At 74.6% G+C, this 15197-nt stretch carries 12 protein-coding genes; 7 read left to right on the top strand and 5 right to left on the bottom strand.

Going from position 1 to position 15197, the window contains the following annotated elements:
* The 7 genes from V2J52_RS03680 (at window position 1) to V2J52_RS03650 (ending at window position 11550) form a co-directional block, all read left to right on the top strand.
* Window positions 1–4428: a type VII secretion EssC family protein gene (locus V2J52_RS03680; protein ID WP_331226297.1), complete on the top strand. Its 4428-nt coding sequence runs from the start codon at window positions 1–3 to the stop codon at window positions 4426–4428.
* A 101-nt stretch (window positions 4429–4529) separates the two neighbouring features.
* A complete protein-coding gene (locus tag V2J52_RS03675; RefSeq protein ID WP_331226296.1) occupies window positions 4530–5771 on the top strand; it encodes an FHA domain-containing protein in 1242 nt (413 codons plus the stop codon).
* Window positions 5771–7225 carry an FHA domain-containing protein gene (locus V2J52_RS03670; protein ID WP_331226295.1) on the top strand — a complete coding sequence of 485 codons (1455 nt, stop codon included), beginning with the start codon at window positions 5771–5773 and terminating at the stop codon, window positions 7223–7225. The genes V2J52_RS03675 and V2J52_RS03670 overlap by 1 nt, the downstream gene beginning before the upstream one ends.
* 220 nt (window positions 7226–7445) lie before the next feature.
* Window positions 7446–9203 (top strand): 2-isopropylmalate synthase, encoded by a 1758-nt coding sequence (leuA, locus tag V2J52_RS03665; protein ID WP_331226294.1) that lies wholly within the window; start codon window positions 7446–7448, stop codon window positions 9201–9203.
* Window positions 9204–9215: 12 nt separating this feature from the next.
* Window positions 9216–9887 carry a hypothetical protein gene (locus V2J52_RS03660; RefSeq protein ID WP_331226293.1) on the top strand — a complete coding sequence of 224 codons (672 nt, stop codon included), beginning with the start codon at window positions 9216–9218 and terminating at the stop codon, window positions 9885–9887.
* Between the two features lie 152 nt (window positions 9888–10039).
* Window positions 10040–10771, top strand: coding sequence for a DNA repair protein RecO (recO, locus tag V2J52_RS03655; protein ID WP_331226292.1), 732 nt, complete (start codon window positions 10040–10042; stop codon window positions 10769–10771).
* Window positions 10768–11550, top strand: a complete 783-nt coding sequence (locus V2J52_RS03650; RefSeq protein ID WP_331226291.1) for an isoprenyl transferase — start codon at window positions 10768–10770, stop codon at window positions 11548–11550. Before recO ends, V2J52_RS03650 begins: the two co-directional genes overlap by 4 nt.
* Window positions 11551–11610: 60 nt before the next feature.
* Here V2J52_RS03650 and V2J52_RS03645 read toward each other — a convergent pair whose 3' ends face one another.
* The 5 genes from V2J52_RS03645 to V2J52_RS03625 are packed head-to-tail and all read right to left on the bottom strand — an operon-like array spanning window position 11611 to window position 15169.
* Entirely contained in the window at window positions 11611–12114 is a 504-nt protein-coding gene (locus V2J52_RS03645) for a DedA family protein (RefSeq protein WP_331226290.1), read from the bottom strand.
* Complete coding sequence (locus V2J52_RS03640; protein WP_331226289.1) at window positions 12107–12523, bottom strand: Fur family transcriptional regulator; 417 nt, start codon at window positions 12521–12523, stop codon at window positions 12107–12109. The genes V2J52_RS03645 and V2J52_RS03640 overlap by 8 nt, the downstream gene beginning before the upstream one ends.
* Window positions 12520–13407, bottom strand: coding sequence for a metal ABC transporter permease (locus V2J52_RS03635; protein ID WP_331226494.1), 888 nt, complete (start codon window positions 13405–13407; stop codon window positions 12520–12522). Before V2J52_RS03635 ends, V2J52_RS03640 begins: the two co-directional genes overlap by 4 nt.
* A gap of 23 nt (window positions 13408–13430) precedes the next feature.
* Window positions 13431–14237, bottom strand: a complete 807-nt coding sequence (locus V2J52_RS03630; RefSeq protein ID WP_331226288.1) for a metal ABC transporter ATP-binding protein — start codon at window positions 14235–14237, stop codon at window positions 13431–13433.
* A complete protein-coding gene (locus tag V2J52_RS03625) occupies window positions 14234–15169 on the bottom strand; it encodes a metal ABC transporter substrate-binding protein (protein ID WP_331226287.1) in 936 nt (311 codons plus the stop codon). Before V2J52_RS03625 ends, V2J52_RS03630 begins: the two co-directional genes overlap by 4 nt.
* Window positions 15170–15197 lie beyond the last annotated feature (28 nt).

Here is a 15197-nt window from a genome sequence, read left to right as displayed (position 1 = left end):
ATGCGGGTCAGGCTCACGCTGGTATGCAGCGACGCCGATCCGATCGACCTCGCCATCACCGCCGACGCCGCGGCGACGGTCGCCGACCTCGCCGGCGCACTGGCGCACGACGACCCGCGGGGCACGGCGCCGGCGCTGGCCGGGGCGGCGGAGCTGACGCTGCGGGTGCACGACCGTCCCGGCGGCCCGGCTGCCACCGGTCGGCTGCTCCCCGCGGGAGCGCTGGCCGGGCAGAGCGTCCGGTCCGGGTCGGTCGTCTCGGTGGCGCTGCCGGGCGGAGAGGAGCCAGCCCAAGGGCCGGTACCGGCGGCTGCCCGCCTCACCGTCCTCGAGGGGCCGGACGCCGGGACGTCGCTGCTGCTGCCGCAGGGCACCGCGGTCATCGGCCGCGGCCGCGACTGCCAGGTGCGGCTGACCGACCCGACGGTCTCCCAGGAGCACGCCCGGCTCGCCGTCGGCGACGCCGTGGAGATCGTCGACCTGCGCAGCTCGAACGGGCTGCTGCTCGGTGACGGCCCGGTGCAGCGCGCGGTGCTGGCGCCGCAGGACACCGTCACGCTGGGTGACACCACCCTCCGGGTGACGCGCACGGCCACGGGCCGCCATGCGGCGGGGGAGGCTGCCCAGGTGGAGTTCAACCGGTCCCCGCGGGTGACGGCCGGTTACGCGGGGCAGGAGCACGAGGCGCCAGAGCCGCCGGAGCCACCACCGCCGAGCCGGTTCCCCGTCGTCATGCTGCTCGTCCCCGCGCTGATGGCGCCGGTGATGTACGCGGCGGGCCGCGGCTGGCTCGGGCTCGTCCTGCTGGCGATGATGCCGCTGATGGTCCTCGGCAGCTATGTCGACCGGCGGGTGACGGGCCGCCGCGAGCACCGTGCCGCCGTCGCGCAGTTCGCTGCGGCGGTCGACCAGATGCGCGCGGAACGTGCCGTCGCCCGGGAGCAGGAGCGTCGCGCCCGGCTGGCGGGGTCGCCGTCGGTCACCGAGCTGCACGACGCCGCCTTCGCGCTCGGGCCGCTGCTGTGGACGCGCCGCCCCGAGCACGAGGAGTTCCTCGAGCTGCGCCTCGGGCTCGCGACGCTGCCCTCGCGGGACACCGTCGTCCTGCCGCGCCGTGGCAGCGCCCTGCCCGCGCAGTGGGACCTCGTCCTCGCGCTGCGCGAGGAGTTCGGCACGGTGGACGCGGTGCCCGCCACCGCGAGGCTGCGCAGCAGCGGCGCGCTCGGCGTCGCCGGCCCGCGGCCGGTGACCGACGACGTCGCCCGGGCGGTCGTGGCCCAGCTCGTCGTGCTGCACTCGCCGGCCGAGGTGGTGCTTGCTGTCGTGACGTCCGCGGCCAGCGCGCCGCGGTGGGCGTGGGCGAGGTGGCTGCCGCACACCGCCTCGCCCCAGTCACCGCTGAACGGCGCCCACCTCGGCTCCGACCGGGCCGGGGTGGCGCAGCTGGTCTCCCGGGTCGAGGGGCTGCTCGACGCCCGCCGGGGCGTGGCGCTGGGCCGGGGGCCGGCCACGCTGCCGGCCGTCGTGCTGGTCGTCGAGGACGATGCCCCGGTGGAGCGTGGCCGGCTCGTGCGGATCGCCGAGGACGGCCCGGCGGTCGGGGTCCACGCCGTGTGGTGCGCGCCGTCGGTCGCGCGGCTGCCCGCGGTGTGCCGGACCTTCGTCGCGGTCGCCACCGGCGCGGACGCTACCGGCGCGGACGCGGCCCGCGCCGGCTACGTGCAGCGGGGCGAGACCGTGCAGCCGCTGGTCTGCGACGCGTTGGACGCCACCGCGGTCGCTGCGCTCGCCCGGCACCTCGCCGCCGTCGGCGACGCCGGGGCGCCCGTCGACGACGCCGCCGACCTGCCCGGCCGGGAGTCGTTCCTCGCGCTCGTGGGCCCGGAGTGTGCCGAGGGACCGGCGCGGGTGCTGGCGAGCTGGCAGGAGACGGGCTCCCTCATGCCCCGCGGCGGCAGCGCGCCGGCGCGCCGCCATGACGCCCACCTGCGCGCCGTCGTCGGCCGTGGTGCCGGCGGGACGGTCACCCTCGACCTGCGCACCCAAGGCCCGCACGCGCTGGTCGGCGGCACCACCGGTGCCGGCAAGAGCGAGTTCCTCCAGTCCTGGGTGCTCGGCATGGCGGTGGCGCACAGTCCCGACCGAGTGACGTTCTTGTTCGTCGACTACAAGGGCGGCGCCGCGTTCGCCGACTGCCTCGACCTGCCGCACACCGTCGGGCTGGTCACCGACCTGTCCCCGCACCTCGTGCGCCGGGCACTGACCTCCCTGCGCGCCGAGCTCCAGCATCGCGAGCGGCTGCTCGACCGCAAGGGGGCCAAGGACCTTCTCGCCCTCGAGCGCACCGGTGACCCGCAGTGCCCGCCGAGCCTCGTCGTCGTCGTCGACGAGTTCGCGGCGCTGGCCACCGAGGTGCCGGAGTTCGTCGACGGCGTCGTCGACGTGGCCCAGCGCGGCCGCTCGCTCGGGCTGCACCTCGTGCTCGCCACCCAGCGGCCCGCCGGCGTCATCCGGGACAACCTGCGCGCCAACACCAACCTCCGGGTCGCGTTACGGATGAACGACGAGGCCGACTCGCTCGATGTCCTCGGGCTGCCGCTCGCCGCAGCCTTCGACCCGGCAGTCCCGGGCCGTGGCGCGGTCCGCACCGGCCCGGGCCGGGTGACGATGTTCCAGACCGGCTACGCCGGCGGGCGCACGACGACGGCGGCGCCGCGGCCCCGGGTCGACGTCGAGACGCTCGTGATGGGCGCCGGCACCCGCTGGGAGGCACGCGGGCCGGTGGCCGCCGCACCGCCGTACGACGTCGGGCCCACCGACGTGCGCCGGATCGTCGACTCGGTCAGCGCCGCCGCCCGCACCGCGCGTGTGCCTGCGCCGCGCCGGCCGTGGCTCCCCACGCTGCCGCCGGTGATCGACCTCGCCACCCTCGGGCCGGCCACCGACTCCGCGCTCGTGCTGGGCGTGGTCGACGACCCCGCCCGGCAGCGTCAGCTGACCACCCACTACCGCCCCGACGTCGACGGCAACATCGTGCTCTACGGTGCCGGCGGCTCGGGGAAGTCGACGGCGCTGCGCACGCTGGCGGCCGCTGCCGGCACCACCCCGGACGGCGGACCGGTACAGGTCTACGGCCTGGACTTCGCCGCCGGCGGGCTCGCCGCGCTGGACGCGCTGCCCCACGTGGGGGCGGTCATCGACGGCGAGGACGTCGAGCGGGTGCAGCGGCTGCTGCGCCGGCTGCGCGACACCGTCGAGGAACGGTCCGGCCGCTACGCACGGGCCCGCGCCGGCACCATCACCGAGTACCGGACCAACGCCGAGCAGCCTGACGAGGCCCGGATCCTCGTCCTCCTCGACGGCTTCGGGGCCTTCCGGGCGGAGTGGGAAGGCACCGCCGCCCGGCTGGCCTGGTTCCAGACGTTCCGCCGCCTGCTCGTCGACGGCCGCGGCGTGGGTGTGCACGTCGCGATCAGCGCCGACCGCGCGGGGACGGTGCCGGCTGCCGTCGCCGGCAGCCTGCCCCGCCGGATCGTGCTGCGGCAGGCCGACCCGGACGGCTACGCCCTCCTCGGCGTCCCGCGGGACGTGCTCGACGAGTCGTCGCCGCCCGGCCGCGCGCTGACCGCCGACGGGCTCGAGATGCAGGTCGCGGTGCCGGGCGGCGCCGCCAACCTCGTCAGGCAGGTGCGGGCGATCGAGGAGCTCGCCGACGGGTTGCGCCGCGACGGCGTACCAGCGGCGCCCGCGGTGCGGCGGCTGCCCGAGCTGGTGGCGGCCGACGAGGTGCCACCGCTGGTGGCGTCGCGGCCGGTGCTCGGCGTCGCCGACGACACCCTGGAGCCGATCGGCTTCGACCCGGTGGGCACCTTCCTGCTCGCCGGCCCGGCGCAGTCCGGGCGCACCGCGGCACTGCGCTGGCTGGCCACCGCCGTCCGCCGTGCCCACCCCGACGCGCGTCTGGTCTACCTGGGAGCGCGTCGTTCGGTGCTGCCCCGGCTCGACCTCTGGCACGCGGCCGCGACCGGCGTGACCGACGTCGCTGCGCTGGCCGCCACCATCGGCGCCGAGCTGGCGGTGCCCCCGGCCGAGGGGGAGGTCGGCACCGTCGTCGTCATCGAGTCGCTCACGGACTTCCTCGGCTCGGCGGCCGACCTGCCGCTGGTCGAGCTGGTGAGGGCGGCCAGGCGCAACGAGCACCTGGTCATCGGGGAGAGCGAGACCGCCACCTGGAGCTCGTCGTGGCCGCTCGTCGCCGAGCTGCGCGGCGGTCGGCGGGGGCTGGCGCTGCAGCCTGACCAGGTCGAGGGCGACCTGCTGTTCCGGACGCCGTTCCCACGGCTGTCTCGAGCCGAGTTCCCGGTGGGCCGGGGGATCGTCGTCGACCGGGCGCGGGTGCGCCGTGTCCAGCTCCCCCTCGTCGGCTGAGGCAGGGGAGTTCTCCCCATGGGTGCGAGGCGACACCGGCGGAGGCCGCAGGGTAGGAATGGAGATCGGCAGAGAGCCGTCGAGCAGGAGGAGGGCACCGGGTGCGCGGCAGCAGGTTGATCTCGCGCGCGGTGTGGCCATACCTGGGGCCGGAGGTGACCGGCGAGCCGCCGGGCGGCGGGCAGGCACCGCACAGCGGGCTGGTCTCGCTGCGGCACGAGGCCCTCGACGTGCTCGCTGACGAGTATCGCTCGCCGGTCCGGCTGGCCGTCGGTGCACTCGCCTGGCTGGCGGTCGCCGCGGGCGGCGCGGTCGCCGTCCTCGCGGTCACCGCCCGCGCCTCCTGGGGAAGCGTCACCTCCGGGGTGGTGCTCGCCGCCGGAGTCCTCGTGCTCGCGCTCGGCGGCTGGCTCGGCTGGTCGGTGCTGCGTGCGGGGCGAACCGTCGCACGGGCGGCCGCCCGCTGGCTGCGCGTCCCCGCGCCGACGCCCGCCGCGGTGGACGCCCACCGGCTGCGCCGGGCCGTGGTTCGCCGGGCGGTGCTCGGCGGCCTCACGCTGCTCGCCGTCGCGGCCCCCGCTGCCGTGATGCTGCTGGTGCTGCCGGCGGCAGTAGGGGGGGTGCCACGGTCGGAGCGGGCCTCGCTCGCCCTCGCCGGCGGTTCCGCCCCGGGCGCGGTCGCGTTCCTCGGCCTGGTGACCATGGCGACCGCGGTGGCCGCGATCGCGCTGCTCGGCGGTATCGGGCGACTCGCCGACGCCGCGTGGCAGCGACCGACGGTGACGTTCAGCCGGCCCTCCGGGCCGGCGCTCTGGCTACCACCGGCAGTCTCCGGCGGTGCACCGGCACCCGAGGCCGCGCCGGCTGAGCGCCGCGCGCCGCCGACCGTCGAGATCGACCTGCGCCGCCGCCCCACGCTGCCCACCGGACCGCCGGTGCTCACCGAGGCAGGTGTACCGGTGCAAGGTGCGCCAGCGGTCACCACCGCCGTCGTCCTGCCGGACGGGACCGGGCTCCGGCCCGGCGTCACGCTCGTCGGCCGGCAGCCCGCCCGCCGCCCGCAGGACGTGGCCATCGACGACTACGCCGTCCTCAGCGAGCGCACGGTGAGCAAGACCCATGCGGCGCTCGTGCTCGGCGAGGACGGTCTGCTGGTCGTGGACCGGGCATCGACCAACGGCACCCTCGTCGAGGACGCTGCCGGCACCCTCGTGCGCTGCCGGCCCTGGCTGGAGACGCCGGTGGCGGCACCAGCAACCCTGCACCTGGGGGGTGCCCGGCTGCAGGTACGATCGGTCGCGACTCCCGCGGACCCCTCTCGCGGGTCCTACGAGGTGGCCTGATGAACCTGCTCCCCGCCGAGGCAAAACGCTGGCTCCCGCCGGGGGTGAGGTACCAGGACTGGCTCACCCACGGCGCCATGATGCTGCGCCGGCGCGAGGCGCTCGGCGTGCTCGTCCCGGTGTACGCCTCCTGGCTGCGACTGGGCATCGGCGTGCTGGCATGGGCGGCCGGGATCGGCGCCGGCGTCGTCGCCGGCCGTGCGCTCGCCGCGGACGGCAACCCGGCGTCCCTCGTCGCGGTCGCTCTGCTGCTGCTGGCGAGCGGGCTGGGCCTGGTCGTGACCGCCACCGGCTCCGCCGTGGCCCGGGCGATCGCCAGCTGGTGGGGGTTGGCCACGGTCATCCGCGACGACGGCGGCCTCGTCCACGCCGCCGGTGTCTCGCCGCAGACCGAGCAGCTGCACGAGCAGGTCCGCAGCGCCGACCGCCGTGACGGCGCCGGTGAGCTGTGGCGGCCACCCCTGCTGCCCCGGACCCTCGCCGCACTCCTCACCGGGGGTCTCGGCGTTGCCGCCGTTGTCCGCGCGCTGCTCGACCTTGGCGAGGTGACCGTCGCCTACGCCAGCGCCGAGAGCCGCGGCGACTGGCTGACCACCGTGACGATCGCCGTCGTCAGCCTGGTGGCTGCGGCGCTCACTGCCAGCGGGCTGCGTCGGGTCCACCGCGCCCGGATGCACCGGGTCGCCCAGCCCGAGGACTTCGCCTACGCCGCGGCCCGATCCGCCGCGACCGGGCAGATGCCCACCGGCGCGATCGTCGTCGGCGGCCGGGACGCCGCCCGACCCGCCGCCGACGGCCCATCGCCGGCCGGCCCGCCGCTGGCCACCGCACCGCTGGTTGATCCGCCGCCGGCCGCACCGCTGGCAGCCCCGCCGCTGGCCGCCCCGCCGCCGGCCACGACGGACACTGCACCGCCGGCCACGACCGACACCGCGCCGCCGGCCCTCGCCGGCGCCGACCCGGTGGCGCAGACCGCGCCGGCGACGCGCCCGGCCCCGGAGCCCGCGGCTCCGCCCGTCGCGCCCGGCGCGGCACGGCCGGTTCCGGTTGTGCCGGCGGACGGCGCGGCGCCGGTACCGACGGTGATGCTCGCCGACGGCCGGCGCCTGGCACCGGGCACCACCATCGTCGGCCGCGCGCCGCAGCCGCGGGACGGCGAACGGGTCGACGCAACGCTCGCGGTCGACGACGCCCAGGTCTCCAAGAACCACCTGACCGTGCAGCTCGGCCCGGGGGAGGTAGTGGTCACCGACCGCGGCTCGACCAACGGCAGCGTCGTCCACGGCCCCGACGGTCCGTGGCCGCTGGCCCCGGGCGAGCCGGCCACGCTGGCCGACGGCGACGTCGTCGTGCTCGGCGTGACGACCCTCGTGGTGGGGGAGCCGGCCGAGGACGTCGAGCACACCGTGCTGCGCGCACCCGCCGGCAAGCCCGGCGGCGGGCCGGGCCACTGAGGGTGGCGCCGGGCCATGGACCCCGGTCCCTGCAGCCCGGGCCGCGGCGCGCGACGGGCGACACGCCGGTTGCCGACCGCGGGCGGCGGTGCGCTAGAGTCGTGACCGTGCACACCCGGAGCCTTCTCCTCCTTCGCTGCCGCGGCGGGGTCCACTAGCAGCCGGCCCCTCGTCGCGGAGTTGATCGTGCCCGGCGCACCGACACAGCGATGAGGTAGAGATGAAGACCCGCACCCCCAGCAACCAGCAGCAGCCCTCGGCGATGCCCGTCGGCAAGTACCGGTCGTTCCACGACGTCAACGGCATCGAGCTGCCGGACCGGCAGTGGCCCGGCCGCCGGATGACCGCCGCGCCGCGGTGGCTGTCGACCGACCTGCGCGACGGCAACCAGTCGCTCATCGAGCCGATGGACCCGGTCCGCAAGCGCCGGATGTTCGACCTCCTCGTGGCGATGGGCTACAAGGAGATCGAGGTCGGCTTCCCGGCGGCCAGCCAGACAGACTTCGACTTCGTACGCTCGATCATCGACGAGGGCGCGGTGCCCGAGGACGTCACCATCTCGGTGCTGACCCAGGCACGGACCGAGCTCATCGAGCGCACCATGACGTCGCTCGTCGGCGCGCCGCGCGCCACCGTCCACCTGTACAACGCCACCGCGCCGGTGTTCCGCGAGATCGTGTTCCGCAACGACCGCGAGGCCACCACCGGGCTCGCCGTCGCCGGCACCCGGGACGTCGTGGCCTTCGCGGAGAAGATTCTCGACCCGGACACGGTGTTCTCCTACGAGTACTCGCCGGAGATCTTCATCGACACCGAGATCGAGTACGCCCTCGAGGTGTGCGAGGCGGTGATGGACGTGTGGCAGCCCGACGCGTCTCGCGAGATCGTCCTCAACCTGCCCGCGACCGTCGAGCGGATCACCCCTAACGTCTACGCCGACCAGATCGAGTGGATGAGCCGCAACCTGTCGCGGCGGGAGTTCATCGCGCTGTCGGTGCACCCGCACAACGACCGCGGCACCGGGGTCGCCTCCGCCGAGCTGGCGGTGCTCGCCGGCGCCGACCGGGTGGAGGGCTGCCTGTTCGGCCACGGCGAGCGCACCGGGAACGTCGACCTCGTCACGCTGGGCCTCAACCTGTTCAGCCAGGGCATCGACCCGCAGATCGACTTCTCCGACATCGACCACATCCGGCGCACCGTCGAGCAGTGCACCCAGATGGACGTCCACCCCCGCCACCCCTACGGCGGTGACCTCGTCTACACCGCCTTCTCCGGCTCCCACCAGGACGCCATCAAGAAGGGCCTGACGTCGCGCGAGGAGCGGGTGGCGGCAGCCGGCGGCGACGCCACCGCGGTGCCGTGGGACGTGCCGTACCTGCCGGTGGACCCGTTCGACGTCGGCCGCAACTACGAGGCGGTCGTGCGGGTCAACTCCCAGTCCGGCAAGGGCGGGGTGGCCTACCTGCTGTCGAGCACGCGGGCGCTGGACCTGCCGCGCCGGCTGCAGATCGAGTTCTCCGGGATCGTCCAGCGCTACACCGACGCCTACGGCGGGGAGATCAGCGCCGAGCGGCTGTGGAACATCTTCAACGACGAGTACCTGCCCGTCGCCGAGGGCTCCGACCTCGAGCGGTGGGGCCGCTACGCGCTGCGGGGCACGACGCTGACCTCCGGCGGTGGCGACGAGGTGTCCTCGCTGAGCGTCACGCTCGCCGAGAACGGCACCGAGCACCTGCTCGAGTCCACCGGCAACGGTCCCGTCGACGCGTTCACCGCCGCGCTGCGGCAGCTGGGCGTGTCGGTCGACGTGCTCGACTACGCCGAGCACGCGCTGTCGACCGGTGGCGACGCGAGCGCCGCCGCCTACGTCGAGTGCGAGGTCGACGGCCAGGTGCTGTGGGGCGTGGGGATCGACCCGTCGATCACGACGGCGTCCTTCCAGGCGATCATCTCCGCGGTCAACCGCGCGCTGAGGTAGGAGGAGGAATTGATGCCACGACGCCGTAAGCCTCCCCACCGCGACACTGCCGAGAGCGGGATCGTCGCCGAGAGCGGGATTGTCAACGCCGATGGCAAGGCGCCGGCGGAGGACGCCGCCGCCGACTGGCAGATGGACGTCCCGGAGGGTTGGGTCTTCTGGGAGCCGGGGGAGGTCACTGCCGCTGAGCTGGCCGACACAGCGACCACGACGGCGCGTGCTGCGCGCAGCCTGGCCCGGCGGATCGCCGTCGTCGAGAAGGAGGTCGCGCTCGTTCATGGCGACGTGCGGCAGGTGGGGCTGCGCGCGGCAGAACCCGCCACCGGCACGGTCTCGGCGAGCATGCGGATGACTCACTGGCTGCGCCCGCTGTCCGGCGGCAAGGCGCTCAACGCCCGCCGGCACCTCGACGACCTCGAGTCGGCGGACCCGGACACCGACCGGGTCTTCCAGCACCGCGAGCAGTCGATCGTCAAGGTGCCCGCGGGGCAGCTCGTGCTACGCAACGAGATCTCGCGGCTCAAGCGGCGGGTGGGCACCACCGTCCAGCTGGTGACGACGCTCTTCCCGAACGGCACCAGCTCGATCTTCGAGGTGACGATGACCTCGAAGTACATGGAGCTGCAGCCCGAGCTGATGGCCGAGCTCAGCCTCATGACCCACAGCTTCCGCACCCGCCCCTAGCGCCCGCCCCTCTCCTCCGCGCCGACAGCAGACTTGTCAGCGACAGCAGGATTGGCGCCGACAGCAGACTTGTCAGCGACAGCAGGATTGTCGACGTCGGGACGAACCGTGTCGAGGCGGCCATCGGCGGCGCGCTGGGGGACAATACCGGGGTGAAGCTCTACCGGGACGAGGCCGTGGTGCTGCGCACCCACAAGCTCGGTGAGGCAGACCGCATCATCACGCTGCTCACGCGCGCCCACGGTCAGGTGCGCGCGGTGGCCAAGGGCGTGCGCCGTACGTCCTCGAAGTTCGGGGCGCGGCTCGAGCCGTTCTCGCTGATCGACGTCCAGCTGCACATCGGGCGCAGCCTGGACATCATCACCCAGGTGGAGAGCCAGGCGTCCTACGGGCGCAAGCTCGGGCTCGACTACTCGCTGTACACGACAGGCACGGTCATGGTGGAGACCGCGGAGCGGCTCACCGAGATCGAGGGCGAGCCCGCGCCGCAGCAGTTCCTGCTCCTCGTCGGCGCGCTGCACTCGTTGGCCACCCGCCGTCACCCCGCGACGCTGGTGCTCGACTCCTACCTGCTGCGGTCGCTGGCGGTCGCCGGCTGGGCGCCGAGCTTCGACAGCTGCGCGCAGTGCGGGCGGCCCGGCCCGCACACCGCGTTCCACGTCGCCCAGGGCGGCGCGATGTGCCAGCGCTGCCGGCCGCCCGGGTCCTCCGCCCCCGCCTGGGAGACCCTCGAGCTGCTCGGCGCGCTGCTGTCGGGCGACTGGCCCGCGGCCGAGGCAGCCCCGGAGCGCAGCCGGCAGGAGGCGTCCGGCCTCGTCGCCGCCCACCTGCAGTACCACCTCGAGCGCCAGCTGCGGTCGCTGCGGCACGTGGAGCGGGTGTGAGTCGCCCGGTCCCGCCGCCGCCGCACCCCTCCGGCGCCCAGGTGCCGCAGATCGACGCGCGGTTCGTCCCCAAGCATGTCGCGATCGTCATGGACGGCAACGGCCGGTGGGCCAACGCCCGGGGGCTGGCGCGTGTCGAGGGGCACCGGGCCGGCGAGGCGAGCCTGCTCGACGTCGTCGCCGGCGCGATCGAGATCGGTGTCACGCACGTGTCGGCGTACGCCTTCTCCACCGAGAACTGGAAGCGGTCGCCCGAGGAGGTCCGCTTCCTCATGGGGTTCAACCGCGACGTGCTGCGCCGCCGCCGTGACGTCATGAACGAGTGGGGCGTGCGGGTGCGGTGGGCGGGGCGCCGACCACGGCTGTGGCGCTCGGTGGTCAACGAGCTCGAGGAGGCCGAGCGGCTCACCTTCGACAACGACGTCTGCACGCTGACGATGTGCGTCAACTACGGCGGGCGGGCCGAGATCGCCGACGCCGCGCGGCAGATCGCCCGTGAGGTCGCCGCCGGCCGGCTCGATCCGGAGCGAGTCACCGAGCGGACGGTCGCCCGCTACCTCGACGAGCCGGACATGCCCGACGTCGACCTCTTCCTGCGGACCTCGGGGGAGCAGCGCACGTCGAACTTCCTGCTGTGGCAGTCCGCCTACGCCGAGATGGTGTTCCTCGAGGAGCACTGGCCCGACGTCGACCGCCGCAGCCTGTGGCGCGCGGTCGAGATCTACGCCTCCCGCGACCGCCGCTACGGCGGCGCGGTGGACATCCCCGGCACCACCTAAGCCCGCCGTCAGCCGCCTGGTGGCGTCCAGGGCGGGCGGGCCTGGGGAGGGAGGGAAGCGCTAGGCGCGGGGCCTGCGGCGGTGTCGGCGGTGGCGGATGATGACGGCGGCGACGACCGCGGCCAGTACCACCAGCGCGATGATGCCGGCGGGGGAGCCGGCGGCGGCGGCGAGCGCGGCGTTCCAGATGGCGAAGCCGACCGTGGAGTAGATCGCCGCCCAGGCGATCGCCCCGGGCAGCTGGGCCAGCGTGAACAGCGGCCAGGCGATCCGCAGCACCCCCGCACCGGCCATCACCATGGTCTGGAAGCCGACCGTGAGGTAGGCGATCGGCACGATCGCCAGCCCCCACCGGCGGATCGCCGCGACGCCGGCCTGGGTGCCCTGGCTGCTGAGGGCGCGGTGCGCGCGCAGCTGCCAACCACCCGTCGGGTGGGTGCGGCGCAGCGTCTGCTCGGTGGCGATCCGCCCGATCCAGTAGGTGCCCTGGCCGCGCAGCATCGCCCCGAGGAACAGGAAGCCGAAGACCACCCAGAACGGCAGACCGGTGAGGAAGTCAGGCACTGGGGTCGCGGTCGGGGGCGTCGGCCGAGCACGCCGGGCACAGGCCGAACAGGTCGAGCACGTGCTCGACGGCGGTGAACCCGTGCCGCAAGGCCATGTCCTCGGCCCACGCCTCGACGGCCACGCCGCTGATCTCCACCGCGGTGCCGCACACCCGGCACACGAGGTGGTGGTGGTGCTTGGTGGTCTCGCAGCGGCGGTAGAGCGACTCGCCGTCGTCGGCGCGCAGCATGTCGATCTCGCCGGAGTCCACCATGGTCTGCAGCGTCCGGTAGACGGTGGCCAGCGCCACCGAGTCGCCGTCGTCGCGGAGCATGTGGTGGATCTGCTGGGCGCTGCGGAAGTCGTCGGTGCGTGCGAGCAGGTCGCTGACGGCGGTGCGCTGGCGCGTCATGCGTTGCTGCCTCATGACTCCTCGCGAAGGTTGACGTCGTCCTGCATGTCCGGGTGCGGGTCGGCGACGGGTCGCGACCGCGCGAACAGCGGGCTGACGATCGATACTACGACGTACACCGCGATGGCCAGGACGACGATGGTCGCGCCGGGGGAGAGCGGGTAGGCATAGGTGATCGTCAGGCCGCTGACCGAGACGGTGACCCCGATGACCATCGCCAGCGTCATCGTCGCGCGGAACGACCGGGTGATGAGCTGGGAGGCGGCGACCGGCACGATCATCACCGCCGACACGAGCAGCACGCCGACCACCCGCATCGCGACCGAGACGGTCAGCGCCGCCATCACCGCGACCGTGATGTTGAGCAGCCGGACCGGCAACCCGCTGGCACGGGCGAACTCCTCGTCGTGGGAGAGCACGAAGAGCGCCGGACGGAGCCCGAGCCCCACCCCGAGGACGACGACGGCGAGCCCCGCCGTCAGCCAGAGGTCGGTCGTCGTCACGGTGGCGATGGAGCCGAACAGGTAGCCGGTGAGGTTGGCGGTGGTGCCGCCGGCGAGCCCGATGAGCAGCACGCCGCCGGCGATCCCGCCGTAGAACAGCAGCGCCAGCGCGACGTCGCCGCTGGTCTTGCCACGTTCGCGCACCACCTCGATGAGGACGGCGCCGATGACCGACGCGACGACGGCGCCCGGCACGGCGAGCGCGTCGTGCGGCGTGAGGCTCATCGCGCCGCCGACCAGCCAGCCGACGGCCACCCCGGTGAGCGCCATGTGGCCGATGCCGTCACCGAGCAGGGCCAGCCGGCGCTGCACGAGGTAGGTACCCATCACGGGCGCCGCCAGCCCGACGAGGACGGCGGCGATGAGGGCCCGCTGCATGAGGGGGCTGCTGAGCATCGCGCCCAGGTCCAGTGCGCCGATCACAGCTCCACCCTCAGCTCGGGGTCGCGCGGGTCGATCGGGCCGTCGTCGCTGTGCGCGTGGATGTGCTCGTGGTCGGGGTGGTCGTGCCCGGGGGCCGGTGGCGGCGGGGCGCCGTCGTGGACGACGCGCCCGTGGCGGAGGACGATCGCGCGGTGCAGCAGACGGTCGAGGGTGCCGAGCTCGTGGAGCACGACGAGCACCGTGGTGCCGCGCTCGCGCAGCCCGGTGAGGGTGGCCGCGAGCGCCTCCTTGGAGTGCTGGTCGATCCCGGCGAGCGGCTCGTCGAGGATGAGGAGGTCGGGGCGGCGGACGATGGCGCGGGCGATGAGGACTCGCTGCTGCTGCCCGCCGGAGAACACGTGGACGGCCTCGCCCGCGCGGTCGGCCAGGCCGACCTCGTCCAGCGCCTGTATTGCCAGGTCCCGCCAGCCGCGGGGCGGGCGCAGCCGGCGGTTGTCGAGCAGCCCGGAGCTGACGACCTCGAGCGCGGTCGCCGGTGTGCCGGACGTCGCTCCGACCCGCTGCGGGGCGTAGCCGACGCGCCGCCACGGCACCCGGTGGTGGTGGCGGTGGACGTCGACGCCGAACAGCTCCACGCTGCCGGCGGTCGCGGGGGCGACCGTCACCAGGGCCTTGACGAGCGTCGACTTCCCCGAGCCGTTGGCCCCGAGGATCGCCACCATCTCGCCGGGACCGACCTCGAGGTCCACGCTCTGGAGGATGCGGGACTGGCCGTAGCTGACGCTCAGGCCGCGGACCTGGACCGGGGGCCCGACGGCCGCACTGCGGTGCGGCGCGCTCATCGGCAGCCCAGCGCGTCCTGGAGGGCGGCGAGGTTGGCGCGCATGACGTCGAGGTAGTCCGCGCCCGCGCCCTGCTGGTTCTCCAGCGGGTCGAGGACGGCGGTGGTGACGCCGAGGTCCGCGGCCAGTGCCTCGGAGACCGTGGAGCTGATGAGCGCCTCGGTGAAGATGGTGGTGCCGCCGGTCTCCTCGAGGACCGCGCTGATCTCGGCCAGCCGCGCCGGCGAGGGCTCGGCGTCGGGGTCGATGCCGGACAGCCCCTCCTGGTGAAGGCCGTAGGCAGCCCCCAGGTAGCCGTAGGCCTCATGGGCGACGACGATCGTGTCCTGCTCGCACTGCCCGACCGCGCTGCGGTACTCCTCGTCCAGCGTGGCGAGCTCCGCGGTCAGCTCGGCGGCGTTGGCGCGGTAGGTCTCGGCGCCGTCCGGGTCGGTCTCGGCCAGGGTGGCGGCCAGCGCGTCGGTGACCTCGGCCATCCGGATGGGGTCGAGCCAGAAGTGAGGGTCCTGCGGGCCGTGGGCGTGGTCGTCGTGCCCGTGGTCGTCGTCCGCGTGGTCGTGCGCGTCCGGGGTGAGGAGGTTCGCGTGCTCGGCGGCGTCGAAGGCGGTGACGCCGGTGAGCTCGACGGCCTCGTCGACGGCGGGCTGGAAGCCCGACAGGTAGACGACGAGCTCGGCGCTCTCCAGGGTGCTGACCGTCCGCGGGGAGACCTCGAGGTTGTGCGGGTCGACGTTCGGCGGCGTCAGCGTCGTCACCGACACGCGGTCGCCGCCGACCCGGTCAGCGAGGTACTGCAGCGGGTAGAAGCTGGCGAGCACCTCGAGGCCGGACTCGTCGCCGCCGCTCTCACCGTCGGCAGTGCCGCAGCCCGCCAGCAGGAGTGCGAGGCCGGCAAGGGCAGCGCCCAGGCGAGCGCGCGGAGAGAGTGTCATGAGAGGCATTCTCAGGACTGATGAGAAC

This window comes from Georgenia sunbinii, assembly GCF_036421875.1.
GTDB lineage: Bacteria > Actinomycetota > Actinomycetes > Actinomycetales > Actinomycetaceae > Georgenia_B > Georgenia_B sunbinii.
This window is presented reverse-complemented; position numbering and strand designations above follow the sequence as displayed.